At 66.0% G+C, this 13330-nt stretch carries 10 protein-coding genes; 7 read left to right on the top strand and 3 right to left on the bottom strand.

Annotation, left to right across the window (positions count from 1 at the left end; all coding sequences use genetic code 11):
- Positions 1 to 110: 110 nt before the first annotated feature.
- A complete protein-coding gene (locus tag CPH63_RS08340; protein WP_096302476.1) occupies positions 111 to 1652 on the top strand; it encodes a Re/Si-specific NAD(P)(+) transhydrogenase subunit alpha in 1542 nt (513 codons plus the stop codon).
- Positions 1653 to 1657: 5 nt separating this feature from the next.
- Positions 1658 to 3064 carry a Re/Si-specific NAD(P)(+) transhydrogenase subunit beta gene (gene pntB / locus CPH63_RS08345; protein ID WP_096302477.1) on the top strand — a complete coding sequence of 469 codons (1407 nt, stop codon included), beginning with the start codon at positions 1658 to 1660 and terminating at the stop codon, positions 3062 to 3064.
- A gap of 5 nt (positions 3065 to 3069) precedes the next feature.
- On the opposite strand, the gene CPH63_RS08350 is transcribed toward pntB, so the two are convergent.
- Positions 3070 to 4104 (bottom strand): PP2C family protein-serine/threonine phosphatase, encoded by a 1035-nt coding sequence (locus CPH63_RS08350; RefSeq protein WP_157749383.1) that lies wholly within the window; start codon positions 4102 to 4104, stop codon positions 3070 to 3072.
- Between the two features lie 240 nt (positions 4105 to 4344).
- On the opposite strand from CPH63_RS08350, the gene CPH63_RS08355 reads away from it, so the two are divergent.
- Positions 4345 to 6084, top strand: a complete 1740-nt coding sequence (locus CPH63_RS08355; RefSeq protein WP_096302479.1) for a GAF domain-containing SpoIIE family protein phosphatase — start codon at positions 4345 to 4347, stop codon at positions 6082 to 6084.
- Positions 6085 to 6137: 53 nt separating this feature from the next.
- Here the strand turns inward: CPH63_RS08355 and CPH63_RS08360 are convergent, their stop codons facing one another.
- Positions 6138 to 6704 carry a TetR/AcrR family transcriptional regulator gene (locus CPH63_RS08360; RefSeq protein WP_096302480.1) on the bottom strand — a complete coding sequence of 189 codons (567 nt, stop codon included), beginning with the start codon at positions 6702 to 6704 and terminating at the stop codon, positions 6138 to 6140.
- Positions 6705 to 6881: 177 nt separating this feature from the next.
- Here CPH63_RS08360 and CPH63_RS08365 point away from each other — a divergent pair, with 177 nt between their 5' ends.
- Entirely contained in the window at positions 6882 to 7325 is a 444-nt protein-coding gene (locus CPH63_RS08365) for a tautomerase family protein (RefSeq protein ID WP_096302481.1), read from the top strand.
- A 211-nt stretch (positions 7326 to 7536) separates the two neighbouring features.
- Here the strand turns inward: CPH63_RS08365 and CPH63_RS08370 are convergent, their stop codons facing one another.
- Positions 7537 to 8094: a GNAT family N-acetyltransferase gene (locus CPH63_RS08370; protein ID WP_096305025.1), complete on the bottom strand. Its 558-nt coding sequence runs from the start codon at positions 8092 to 8094 to the stop codon at positions 7537 to 7539.
- A 125-nt stretch (positions 8095 to 8219) separates the two neighbouring features.
- Between CPH63_RS08370 and CPH63_RS08380 the strand changes: the two genes are divergently transcribed.
- The 3 genes from CPH63_RS08380 (at position 8220) to CPH63_RS08390 (ending at position 13300) form a co-directional block, all read left to right on the top strand.
- Positions 8220 to 10160, top strand: a complete 1941-nt coding sequence (locus tag CPH63_RS08380; RefSeq protein WP_197704635.1) for a metallophosphoesterase — start codon at positions 8220 to 8222, stop codon at positions 10158 to 10160.
- A 398-nt stretch (positions 10161 to 10558) separates the two neighbouring features.
- Positions 10559 to 12037: an HNH endonuclease signature motif containing protein gene (locus tag CPH63_RS08385; protein WP_096302484.1), complete on the top strand. Its 1479-nt coding sequence runs from the start codon at positions 10559 to 10561 to the stop codon at positions 12035 to 12037.
- Positions 12038 to 12136: 99 nt separating this feature from the next.
- Complete coding sequence (locus CPH63_RS08390; RefSeq protein WP_096302485.1) at positions 12137 to 13300, top strand: RtcB family protein; 1164 nt, start codon at positions 12137 to 12139, stop codon at positions 13298 to 13300.
- Positions 13301 to 13330 lie beyond the last annotated feature (30 nt).

The raw sequence follows: 13330 nt of genomic DNA on the forward strand, positions 1-13330 counted from the left end.
TCGCGCTAGTCGAAACTCTGTGAATCGGGTAGGCATAGCCGGGTTAGGGCAGATCCGAGCGGCCATCTACGCTCCTGCTCTGACGTCTAACTCAGCGAAGGGGGCTCCGCATGGCGTTGCATATCGGGGTGGTCAAGGAGTCGGCATCGGGGGAGACCCGGGTCGCCTCCACGCCGACGACTGTCAAGCAGTTGTTGGCACTTGGCTACACGGTTTCGGTTGAGACCGGCGCCGGAGAACGCTCGAGCTTCCCCGATAGCGCTTACACCGAGGCGGGCGCTCAGATCGCGCCGACGGCTGCGACGTGGCGCGCGGATGTGGTGCTGAAGGTGAACGCACCGTCGGAGGCTGAATTGCCGCTCTTGGCCGAGGGAGCGACGCTGGTGAGCCTGATCAGCCCGGCGCTGAACCCGGAGCTGGTGGAGCGTCTCAGCGGGCGTCCAATCACCGTGCTGGCGATGGACGCGGTGCCGCGCATCTCGCGGGCGCAGTCGCTGGATGTCCTGAGTTCAATGGCCAACATCGCCGGCTACCGGGCGGTAATCGAGGCGGCGCACGTCTTCGGGCGTTTCTTCACCGGGCAGGTCACCGCGGCCGGCAAGGTACCGCCGGCGAAGGTGCTGGTCGCCGGGGCCGGGGTGGCCGGCCTGGCCGCGATCGGAGCCGCCAGCAGTCTCGGCGCGATCGTGCGGGCCACCGACCCACGTCCTGAGGTCGCCGATCAGGTGAAGTCACTGGGCGGGGAGTTCCTGGCCGTCGAGGTCGCCGAACAGCAGGTGAGCACGGACGGGTACGCCAAGGCGACCTCGGAGGACTACGACCGGCGCGCCGCCGAGATCTACAGCGAGCAGGCGCTGGACGTCGACATCATCATCACCACGGCGCTCATCCCGGGGCGCCCGGCGCCGAAGCTGCTCACCGCGGCTGATGTCGCGAGCATGAAGTCGGGCAGCGTCATCGTCGATATGGCGGCAATTCAAGGCGGAAACGTCGCCGGGTCGCTCGCCGGTGAGGTTGTGGTGACCGACAACGGGGTCACCATCATCGGCTATACCGACTTGGCCGGCCGGCTGCCGGCGCAGGCTTCGCAGCTTTACGGCACGAACCTGGTGAACCTGATGAAGCTGCTGACGCCGAGCAAGGACGGCGAATTGGTGCTCGACTTCGACGACGTCGTGCAGCGCAACATCACGGTGGTTCGCAACGGAGAGAAGACCTGGCCACCACCGCCGGTCGCAGTCTCCGCCGCACCGGCGGCCACTGCCAAGCCGGTTGCCGCGGTAACGCATGAGCCGAAGGCGCCGATCTCGACCAGCCGCCGCTACACAATCGTCGGTATCGGCGCGGCCATCCTCTTCCTGCTGACGGCGTTCTCACCGCCCCAACTGATCGGTAACTTCACCGTCTTCGTGCTGGCGATCGTGATCGGCTACTACGTCATCGGGCACGTGCATCACGCTCTGCATACTCCGTTGATGTCGGTCACCAACGCCATCTCCGGGATCATCGTCGTCGGCGCGCTGCTGCAGATCGGGCACGCCGACGTCGCGATAACGATCCTGTCGTTCGTCGCGATCCTGCTGGCGAGCATCAACATCTTCGGCGGATTCGCCGTGACCCGACGCATGCTCAGCATGTTCTCGAAAGGCTGACACCTGTGCATGCTGAAACTGCGGCGCAGGCCGCTTATATCGTTGCCGCGCTGCTGTTCATTCTGAGCCTGGCCGGCCTCTCCAAGCACGAGACGTCGCGTACGGGTGTCGTCTACGGCATCTCCGGTATGACCATCGCGCTGGTCGCGACGATCGGGCTCGCCTCACGCAGCATCACCGCGGCCAGCGTGGCGCTGATCGCGGTGGCCATGATCATCGGGGCCGTCATCGGCATCCTGCGCGCGCGCAGTGTCGAGATGACCGGCATGCCCGAACTCATCGCGCTACTGCACAGTTTCGTCGGTCTGGCCGCCGTGCTGGTCGGCTGGAACGGGTATCTCGGGGTCGAGGCGAAGGGCTCCGACCAGACCGAAATCGCCCACGATCTACTGCGGATTCATCACGCCGAGGTGTTCATCGGCGTATTCATCGGCGCGGTGACCTTCACCGGTTCGATCGTCGCCTTCGGCAAGCTGTCGGGGCGGATGAAGTCGAGTCCGCTGATGCTGCCCGGCAAGAATCTCCTCAACGTCGGTGCCCTCGTCCTCTTCCTCGCGCTGACCATCGCCTTCGTCGCGCACCCGAACATCGGGCTGCTCATCGCGGTGACCGTGGTCGCGCTCGCGCTGGGCTGGCACCTGGTCGCCTCGATCGGCGGCGGGGACATGCCGGTCGTCGTGTCGATGCTGAACAGCTACTCCGGGTGGGCCGCCGCCGCGTCCGGGTTCTTGCTGAACAACAACCTGCTCATCGTGACCGGCGCTCTCGTCGGGTCCTCCGGTGCCTACCTCTCCTACATCATGTGCACGGCGATGAACCGCTCGTTCATCTCGGTGATCGCCGGTGGTTTCGGGGTCGAGGCGCCGAGCGGCGCGGAGACCGACTACGGCGAGCACCGTGAGATCAACGCGATGGACACCGCTGATCTACTCAAGGGCGCGTCGTCGGTGGTCATCACGCCGGGTTATGGGATGGCCGTCGCCCAGGCCCAGTTCCCGGTCGCCGAGCTGACCCGCAAGCTCCGCGAACACGGCGTCGACGTCCGCTTCGGCATCCACCCGGTCGCCGGCCGCCTGCCCGGGCACATGAACGTGCTACTGGCCGAGGCGAAGGTGCCCTACGACATCGTCCTGGAGATGGACGAGATCAACGACGACCTCGCCGCAACCAGCGTCGTCCTCGTCATCGGTGCCAACGACACCGTCAACCCGGCGGCGATGGATGACCCGACCAGCCCGATCGCCGGCATGCCGGTGCTGCGGGTCTGGGAAGCGGAGAACGTCATCGTCTTCAAACGCTCCATGAGCACCGGGTACGCCGGCGTGCAGAACCCCTTGTTCTTCCGGGAGAACAGCCAGATGCTCTTTGGCGACGCCCGCGAGCGCGTCGAGGACATCCTGCACAACCTGTAGAAGGCTCAGCCGGCCGGAGTGCGCCCGGCGTTGAGCTGGCCGGCGCCGCTGCCCGTGCCGGTGGCGGTGCCGGTGCCGGAGGCGGTGTCGGTGGTCTTGCTCGCGAGCGGGTCGAACTGCAGGGCCAGGACGGCCACGTCGTCGATCAGCTGGCCGCCGGTCCAGGCCTGCAGGCCTTCGAGCACGCGGTCGACCGCCTGGGCCGGCGTGCGGGCCGTCGCCACGTCGTGGAGGAGGGGCTCCTCGTCCCGGAAAGCGTTGTCACTCGGGCGTCGAGCCTCGGTCGCGCCATCGGTGTAGAGCACCAGCTGGTCGCCTGGCGTGAGCCGCAGAGTCGTGGTCGTCGCGGCGCCGTCGATTCCCAGAGGCGGCCGAATCGAGGTGAGTTCGAGTAGCGCCGCTTCCCCGGCGCGGGTCAGGATCGGCGCGGGATGGCCGGCGACGGCGAGCTTCACGGTGCCGTCGCCGCTGATGTCGACCAGGATCGCGGTGACGAAGTCGCCCGACTTCGAGTGCCGAGTAACGGAGGTGCTGAGGCGCTCCAGCAACGCCATCACGTCACTCTCCTCGTCCACTCGCTCGCGGAAGGCGCCGAGGGCCACGGCGGCCAGCCGCACCGCATCCAAGCCCTTCCCGCGCACGTCGCCGACCAGCACCCGAACCCCGTGCTCGGTCGCCGCTGCGGCATAGAAGTCACCGCCGACCGTCGCGTCCTGGGCCGAGCTGACGTAGCGAGCGGCCAGGCGGATCGGTCCGAGGCGCTCGGGGACCTCGGCCAGGATCGCGTGTTGAGCGACCTCGGCGACCTGCTCGACGCGTCGCAGCTGGGCCTCCCTGCGTTGGCGCCCGGCCGCGGCGGCGATTGCGATGCCGGTGCCGACCAGGATCCCGCCCAGACGGAAGTAGGCGGCGGAGGTGCTTGCCGAGTCGGCAAATTGGTCGTGGTCGATCGCCAGGCCGCCCCAGGCCAGGACGGCGACGCCACCGTAGGCGGCGGTGAGCAGCGGTCCGAGCAGGCTGGAAGCCAGCAACGGCGCCACGACCGCGAGGCTTGAAACCGAGTGGGAGGACCCCAATCGCAGGTCGGTGATGACGACGGCGGCGATGACTGCGGCTGGGAGCAGCCGTGTGATGGTGGAGCGACTCTCCGGACTCAGGTGGACCTCCCTGGAAGCCAGGTGAGCCTACCGCGACCGGCGCTTTGTTGAGGCTGTGAACCGGTACGATGGGTCGCCACCTGTCTGGTCTCCACTGTTCATGCCTTTCTCGGGAGGGTTGCCGTGTCATCGACGCCTGAGAACCCGTCCGCGTTGCCCCCGGCGTCGGTCAAGCTGCCCGTGGAGACTCCGCTGCCGGCCCAGGCTGACGAGGCGTTCGACCGTTTCGCCGAACTGGTCCGCACCGTGCTGGGCGTGCCGGTAGCGCTGGTCTCGTTGGTCGATCAGAACCGGCAGGTCTTTCCCGGGGCCAGCGGGCTGCCGGAGCCGTGGGCCTCTGAACGCACTACGCCACTTTCCCACTCGTTCTGCCAGCACGTGGTCATATCGGCCAGCCCGCTGGTGGTGGCCGATGCCCGCCTCGATGACCGCGTCCGCGACAACCTGGCGATCACCGACCTTGGGGTGATCGCCTACGCGGGCATACCGCTGGTCGACGACACCGGCGCGGTGACCGGCTCGCTCTGCGCGATCGACACCGAGCCGAGAGCCTGGTCCACCAGCGAGCTGAGGCTGCTCAACGATCTGGCCGCCGCCTGCTCGGCCGAGCTGCAGTTGCGTGTCGCCGTAGGACGAGTCGCTGCTGCCCACAACCGGGCCAGGCTGCTGATGGAGCTCTCCCAGGCCCTCTCGATGACCACCACAGTCGGGGACATCTCTCGTGCAGTGCGTTCGGCGGCAGATCGCCTCGGTGCCCAGTTCGGTGGGATCAACCTGCTCGACAGCACCGGGCAGACTTTCAGCTATGTCGACTCCGAACAGACCGAGCTGTTCGGGTTGGGCAACGATGAGGCGTTCAGTATCGACGGAGATATGCCTTCAGCCATCGCTGTGCGCGCTGGTAAGCCGATCTTCGTCGACTCGATCGCCGATCTGATCGCGATCGCGCCCGGGGCGACAAGGGGAGCGTTGTCCAGTGGCGGTGCCTCCTTCGCCTACCTGCCGCTGGAGGCCGTTGGGACTCCCCTCGGGTGCGTCTCGATGTTCTGGTCGGCTGGGCATCACCTGGACGAACGTGAGCAGGACATCCTCACCAGCCTCGGCGGATACGTCGCGCAGGCACTCTTCCGCGCCCAGTTGCTGGCCGAGCGACGTGATGTCGCCCGGGTCCTGCAGGACGCACTGGTGCCGCCGCTGCCAGTGTTGCCCGGGTTCGAACTGGCTGCTCGCTACGTGCCGGCCAATGTCTCCGACCAGGTCGGTGGGGACTGGTTCGACGCGTTCAGCCTGGACGGGACGACGGCCATCCTCTCGGTCGGGGACGTCAGCGGGCACGACACGGAGGCGGCCGCGGCGATGGGGCAGCTGCGGGCGTCGCTGCGGACGTTGATCATCGACCGGCCGGATGCGCCGGCCAGCGTGCTGAGCCGGTTGGATCGTCTGATGGCACCCGCCGGTCACAGTCGGCTGGCCACTGCGGTGCTGGCGACGCTCACGCCGGCGGCGGATGGCGCAACGCTGACCTGGTCCAATGCCGGGCATCTGCCGCCGCTGCTGCTGATTCCCGGTCACCCTTCGCAGCTACTCACCGCGGCGGTGGATCCGCTGCTCGGGCTGCGGCGGCTGGGCAACCGCCATGATCATCAACACTGGATCCCGCGCGGGGCCACCGTGCTGCTGTTCACCGACGGCCTGGTTGAGCGGCGGGATCAGGATATTGACGCCGGACTCGATGCCTTGCTCGCCTCGGTGGACGAGTTGGCCGACCGGCCCCTGGACGAGATGCTGCAGAGCATCGTCTCGACCTCGCTCGCGCATGGTCATGACGACGACACCGTGCTCTTTGCACTGCGGGTGCGTTGACTCTGCGCTCCTCGCGCTTGCGGGGTGGACCCCATAGTGGGAGTTCGCGCCGCTCAGGTAAGCAGGCGCAGTAGTTCGGCGGCCACCGTGTCCAACGGCCCCACCCCACCCTCGGCGCGGCAGAGGATGAGCGCACCCTCCATGGCGGCCAAGGTCGTCGTGGCGATGGCGGCGGCTCGGGCGTGAGGCAGGTCGCAGGCCCTTAGCTGCTCGGCCAGCAGGTCCATCCACTCTTGAAAGGTCGCCCGGACGGCATCCAGTAGCCCAGCCGCCCCAGACTCGGTATCGGCTCCATCTGTATTCGCGTCCAATCGGCTGGTGTCGATAGCGACCCCGGCGACGACGCAACCGGCCGTACCGTGCGAGTTCTGCACGACCGCCCGCCACATACCGATGAAGCGTTCCAGGACCTCCTCGGCGGTCGCCGGCTCAACTGCCGACTGATAGGCCAGGACGCGCGCGGACGTTGTGCGGATCGCCTCGGCGGCCAACTGCTGCTTCCCCAGGGGGAAATGGTGGTAGATCGATCCTCTGGGCGCCCCGCTGTGGGCCAGGACCTCGGAGAAGGAGGTGGCGCTGACGCCGTGCGAACTTATGAGCGTGGCGGCGCTGCTCACCATGCTGCCGCGGCTGTCCCTGCTGATGGCGGTCTCCTTCGCTGAAGCGTTCGGCGCCGAGTGTTCTGGCTCAAGTTAGCCGATCGCTTGCTATGACGACCGACATAGACCATGCTGATGGACGAGTAATATGCCAATCATCATATTCCGCCCGAGCTTAAGACCGAGGAGCGTTTCGCTATGCCCATGATCGACGTGTACGCCACCGCCGGAACCTTCAGCGACAAGCACAAGCTGGCCCAGGATGTCGCCGCCGCGGTGATGCGTTGGGAGCAGGTGCCGCCGATCGCGCTGTTTCTCAACAACACGGCGGCCTTCGTCCATGACCTGCCGGCCGACTCCATCTCGAACGCCGCCGGCGACAACAACTATGTCCGCGTGCAAGTCCTCACGCCGGTGAATGTGCTCGACCGCGACAAGCAGCTCGGCGTGGTCAGGGAGCTGACCGAGATCGTCGCGGCGGCGGCCGGGGATCCGAGCCTGCCGCAGCGAACCTGGGTGCTCATCAGCGAGTCGCCCGAAGGTGGCTGGGGGATCGGCGGCCACGCAAATACCGGCGACGACATCACAGCCGCTGCGCGTGCCGAGCTGGCTGCGATCGCCGCGGCGAAGACTGATTCGTAGGTCAGCCTGTCGCGGCTACCTTGGATGATCTCAAGCTGAGCGCGGTCTTCGGCACTGCGAGGCCTATTCTCCGCGCGGTCTTTGCGCCGGGTGGTCCTTGGCTCCGGGCGGTCCGTAGCTCCGGGTGGTCCGTAGCTCCGGGCGGTCGTTAGCTCGGGGCCGTCGCTAGCTCTGCGCAGAATCCCTGGGCGGCGTCTCGGCGTAGGTCTGGCTATACGGTGTCTTCAGTGACGCTCGATAGGTCTCGACGGAGCACCACGAAATGCAGGTCGTCGCGCCTCGGCGCACCGAATCGGAGCTCGCCATAGGGAAACGGCCGTGTCTCGCCGGTGCGGCGAAAGCCTAGCCGCTCGTACCAGCTGATGAGTTCATCACGCTGAGCGATCACGGTCATCTCCATGGCAGTCGCGCCCAGCGTCTTCCGGGCCAAGCGCTGCGCCTCAGCGATCATCAATCGGCCCACCCCGCCGCCTTGAGCCCCGGGGCGTACGGCGAACATGCCGAAGTAGACGACGCTGTCGGCCCGACTCTCGAGTTGGCAGCAAGCAAGGATGCCGTCGGCGTCCGGGAGTACGAGGAGCAGTGACTGCGGGTCGGTGATCACCTCGAGCACCTGCGCCTCGTCGACGCGTTGACCGTCCAGCAGATCCGCCTCAGTCGTCCAGCCCTGTCGGCTGCTGTCGCCACGGTAAGCCGACTGGATCAGGCGGGTCAGCTCGGAGGCATCCTGGATCTCCGCAAGTCGAAAGGGTGCAGTCTCGGGTCTCATCACCGCTCCATCCTGCCGCAGTGCTGCTTGCCGCTGCGACCCCGGCTTCACCCCGCAAGGCGAGGTCACTTCTGCAAGACTGGTCGCAGTTGGGATGTCCGTGAGACAACTGGTTGGAGGCAGAGTTGGCAGACGACAGCGATGCTGCCCGTGAAGCCGATCCTGCCCGCGAAGCCGATCCTGCCCGCGAAGCCGATCCTGCCCGCGAAGCCGATCCTGCCCGCGAAGCCGATCCTGCCCGCGAAGCCGATCCTGCCCGTGAAGCCGATCCTGCCCGTGAAGGTGCCTCGGCTTCCGAAGGCGACTGGGTCCCCAAAGCCGATGCGGCCGCCGAAGCTGATCCGGTGGCCAGCGACAATTCGGCCCCCAATGCCGATCCGGTAGCCGGGCCGGCGCGACGCTCTTTCTCGCTGCATGAGTTCCTGACCCGGCAACGACATCTTCCATCGCACTGGCCGACCCGCAGTGGACGCTTCCTCGTGATGTGGGTACTGCGCCTGTCCGTGGCATTGGGAGTGGCCTCGCTTTTCGCGCGCGCACTTCCTTTCCGCGCCACCGTCGACGGCGTGCCGTTCCGGGTCGAGGCGACGCTCTTTACCCGACGCGGACTCAGCGCGGACACCACGCTCGGAAGCTGGCAGTTCCCGCGCTTTACCGGTCTTCCAATCGGAGTGCATGTCTCGCCGGTCGACGTTGACCTGCTGCGGCTAACCAGGGCGGCGAACCAGGACACGCCAGCCTATGTAGCCAAACTCAGCAAGGACTTCAGCGCGCAACTGCCGCAGATCGCCGCCTGGCTCATCGGCGAGATCGTTCTCGGCATGATCATCGGCCTCGTGTTCGTGGCGCTGCTGGAGATGGCCGTTCGTTATCTGCGAGGAATCGCGCCCCGTGCAGGTGAGCTCGTGCGTCGGCTTCGCCAGCTCGGAGGAGGGCTTTCGGTTTTGCTGCTCGTCGGTGCGTTTGGGGCGCTCACCTACGACCCTGACTGGGCCAAGGAGTCGAAGCTGACTGGCACGTTGGCGTCCTTCCAGCTCTTTCCCGATCAGTTGAAGCAGTACTACCTCCAGCAATCCAAGGCCTATGACGCGTTGGGCTCGGTGATCGGGATTCAGGCCGCGCTGCAGCAGACCATTGAGCAACGAGATGTGCCGACGACGTCTTTCAATGTCATGTTCATATCCGACATGCACCTGGCGGCGGTCTACCCACTGGTGCTTCAGTACGCGCAGAACTTCGACGTAAAGCTCATCGTCAACACCGGAGACGAGAGCGAGTTCGGCTCGTCGGCGGAGATGACGCCGACCTACGTGGCCTCGATCGCCAATCTGACCAAGACGATCCCGATGATCTGGGTCGCCGGAAACCACGATTCCGCTGACGTCGCATCGGTGATGGCCGGCATCCGCGGTGTCACGGTGCTCGGTGGAAAGACCAAGCCGTCGGCGGGTGAGATTGCCGTGGCGCCGGGATACGTAAATGCCTTTGGCCTGACTATCGCCGGCATTCCCGATCCGCGCGTCTACGGAGCGGCGGGTGTCTATGGCTCTAACGATGACTCGGGCACCGACAAGCTGGAGCGCCGAACGATCGACGATGCCGTAAAGGGAGCGAGCAAATCGACCCTCTTCGACATGTTCATGACTCATGAACCGAATGCCGCCGCGCAGCTGACTCATGACCTTCCTGGGCAGATTAGGCAGACGAACTCGGGGCACCTGCACGCGCAGAACGAAACCTCGCAAATTCAGAGCGGCTCGAACATCAACCTGGTCGAGGGTTCAACCGGAGCCGGAGGCCTGGACAACATCGAGCGGAAGTCCACTCAGCGTCCACCGGTCGAATTCAGCATCGAGTCGGTCGCCGATAACTGCGAGTTCACGAAGTTGCTGCGGTTTCAGCTGAACAACGCGGCCGTCGCGGAGGCTGCGAATGCCGCCACTTTTGGTCAGGATGTGACCGTCTCGACGCTGTACTTCAAGACGCAGAAAGTTGATGTGGATCGGGTCTGTACTACGACTTCGGGGATCGGAAAGGCGGTGGCCGGGCTGCCGATAGAGCAGTGAAGGTCCGCGGCTTGCATGGTGGTGGTGCGCCGGCCTGGCCGGCACCTTCCCGCGTCGGCGTCCTTCGTCTCGACCGCCCGGCGCTTCGCAGAACCTGAACATCCTTCACTCCCTTGTTAGTAAACGCTATTGCGGAAGTCAGAGGGCGGGTCGCACCCCCGACGAACTGAACGTAGAGCGATGGTCTGACAAGAACGGGGTTGGCGAGTCGTGTCAGCCCGCCGCTGTGGATAACGCTGGTCGAAACTCCTTCGCTGTGGACAACCATCGCCAATTGTCGGTGGGGTGTTGTAGGTTCGCGGCGGGACCTCTCCAGCCTTCTTTGATTGTGCGAATCACCTTATTTTTGTTGATGATTCGGGTTGTCATCGCTCACGTGTTCGAGTAGTGTCGGGGGCATGGTTGGAGGGTCTGAAGTCGACGCATCACCGAAAGTGGCTGCCCTGTTGGCGGCGGTCACGGCGGCGGTCGACACCCTGCTCGACGCCCCGTTGCCGTCGCTGACGTCCACGGAGCTGCTGGAACTGCTGCAGGGCTGGGAGACGCACCGCCGCCGTGAGGTTGCGGTGGAGCATCTGCTGCTGTCCGCGGTGATGGGACGAGGGGTGGCCGGTGAATATGGGTTCGCGTCCCCGCAGGCGTTGTTGGTGGGGGTGTTGCGGGTCGATCCAGGGGAGGCGAAGGCCCGGGTCAGAGCGGCGCAGGACCTCGGTCCGCGGACCGGTCTGACCGGGGAACAACTGGAACCGGTGTTCGGTGAGACCGCGGCCGCGCAGAAGACGGGGGTGATCTCGGCCGGGCATGCGAAGGTCATCACCACCACGCTGGACGGGTTGAGCGAGGACCTGGACTTCGCCCACGGGGCCCGGGTCCAGAGCGAATTGGTGGCCCAGGCCCGCTGGTTCACCCCCCGAGACCTCGCAAAGTTGGCGGCGCGGGTGGTGGCCCATCTCGACCCTGACGGCACCGAACCGTCTGATGCCCGGCAGCAGCGAAACCGGGGGTTCACGTTGGCCCGGCGCCCGGATGGGATGGTCATCCCGACCGGAGCGCTGACCCCGGCCTGCGGCGCTGCGTTGGAAGCTGTCCTCGACTGTCTCAGCGCACCCACCCCCGCGACCCCCGCCCCGGCCAGCGACACCGATGCCGGTGCCGGCCAGACCGGCACGACGGGTGGCGCGGCCGGCGACAGCGGCGGTGTCGGTGGCGGGGTGGTGGAACGTGACTCCCGGACCCCGGCGCAACGCCGTCATGACGCGTTGCTGGACTCCTCCCTCCGACTCCTGGCCGACGGTGGACTACCACCCAGCGGTGGGGTACCGACGACGCTGCTGATCACTATGAGCGACGAACAACTCCGCACCCGCGAGGGTTACGCGTGCACCCCGCACGGGGACCTGATCTCGGTGGACGAGGCGCTGGGCTTAGCTGATCAGACCGAAATCATCACCACGACCCTGAGCCGCACCGGTGGGGTGCTGGACGTCGGACGAACGAAACGCTGCGCCACCCCGACGATGCGGCTGGCGTTGTTCGCCCGCGACCGTGGCTGCTGTTTCCCCGGCTGCACCATGCCCGCGACCTGGACGCAGGCCCACCACGTCACACCCTGGCAAGACGGCGGCATCACCGCAGTGACCAACACCTGCCTGCTCTGCGGATTCCACCACCGGACGTTCCAGAAGATGGGCTGGCAGGTCTACATCAACGACGGCGTCCCCTGGTGGATCCCACCACCCTGGATCGACCCACACCAACAACCCACCCGCAACACCCAACACCACCCACCCCCCATACCGATCCTGGTGGGAACGCCGGACGGCGAAGGACTTCTGTCACCACATCCGTCGTCCGTCACCGGAGGTGGAGATGACTGAGCGACTGGTTCGGTCCGCCGTACAACGCTGCGGGTTCGGCCCGGTGGTGCGTTGATCTGTGGGCAGAATCCGTTTGCGTGATGCCGCAGAATCGACCACATGCCTGAGCACATTTCCAAGAAGCTGATCAACTGGGCCTCCATTCTCGAGGAGACCACCCGCAACCAGGCCGTCGCTACCAGCAAGATGCCCTTTATTTTTCCGCATGTTGCTCTCATGCCCGATGCGCACCTCGGGAAGGGCGCGACGGTCGGTTCGGTCATCCCGACGCTCGGTGCGATCATCCCGGCCGCAGTCGGCGTCGACATCGGTTGCGGCATGATGGCCCTCCGTACCCAGTTCACGAAGACGGATCTGCCGGCGGATCTGAGCGACCTGCATACCGCGATTAGTTCGGCTATCCCGCTGAGTGCCGGCAAGTACAACGCGCGCGTCAGCGAGACCGCGACCCCCTGGGTCAGCGAACTCAAGCAGACGGACGGAGTAACACAGGCCGACGCCGTCGCGCCGAACTGGCGTCTCCAACTCGGGTCGCTGGGCTCGGGGAACCACTTCATCGAGGTCAGCCTCGACGAGCAGGATCGTGTCTGGCTATTTCTCCACTCGGGTTCTCGTGGCGTGGGCAACAAGCTGGCCCAGAAGCACATCAAGGTCGCGCAGGCCCAGTGCGTTCGCCGTTGGATCTCGCTCCCGGACCCCGATCTGGCCTACCTGGTGCAGGGCGAGCCCGAGTTCAGCTCCTACCTGCAGGCGTTGAACTGGGCGCAGAAATTCGCCTACCTCAACCGTGAGGAGATGATGGATCGCGTCGTCAGCTGTGTCGGCGAGTTCCTCGGTCAGCCGGTCCAGACTGAGGAGGAGATCAACTGCCATCACAACTACACCAAGCGTGAGCACCATTTCGGCAAGGACGTCTGGCTCTCCCGGAAGGGAGCGATCGACGCCGGTGTCGGAGTGCCGGGCCTTATCCCGGGCAGCATGGGAGCGGCCTCGTATGTCGTAGTGGGTAAGGGGAATCCGGTCTCGCTGAACAGTTCGCCGCACGGTGCCGGCCGTAACTTCTCCCGTGCGGCAGCGCGGAAGCGATTCACTCGCGATGACCTCGACGAGCGGATGGTCGGCATCGCCTGGGGGCGCAGCAACGCGTTTCTGGACGAACACCCCGATGCCTACAAGGACATCGACGTGGTCATGCACGACGCGGCCGACCTGGTCACGGTTCAGCACACGCTGCGCCAGATCGTCAACGTCAAGGGCGACTAGCCGGTGACTGACGCCGCGACTGACCCGCGA

Origin of the sequence: Jatrophihabitans sp. GAS493 (assembly GCF_900230215.1) — a bacterium.
Classification (GTDB): Bacteria; Actinomycetota; Actinomycetes; order Mycobacteriales; family Jatrophihabitantaceae; genus MT45.

Coding starts and splice junctions, on each gene's coding strand:
- CPH63_RS08340 (WP_096302476.1), top strand. CDS start 111: ATGGCGTTGCATATCGGGGTGGTCAAGGAGTCGGCATCGGGGGAGACC.
- CPH63_RS08360 (WP_096302480.1), bottom strand. CDS start 6,704: ATGGTGAGCAGCGCCGCCACGCTCATAAGTTCGCACGGCGTCAGCGCC.
- CPH63_RS08365 (WP_096302481.1), top strand. CDS start 6,882: ATGCCCATGATCGACGTGTACGCCACCGCCGGAACCTTCAGCGACAAG.
- CPH63_RS08370 (WP_096305025.1), bottom strand. CDS start 8,094: ATGAGACCCGAGACTGCACCCTTTCGACTTGCGGAGATCCAGGATGCC.
- CPH63_RS08385 (WP_096302484.1), top strand. CDS start 10,559: ATGGTTGGAGGGTCTGAAGTCGACGCATCACCGAAAGTGGCTGCCCTG.
- CPH63_RS08390 (WP_096302485.1), top strand. CDS start 12,137: ATGCCTGAGCACATTTCCAAGAAGCTGATCAACTGGGCCTCCATTCTC.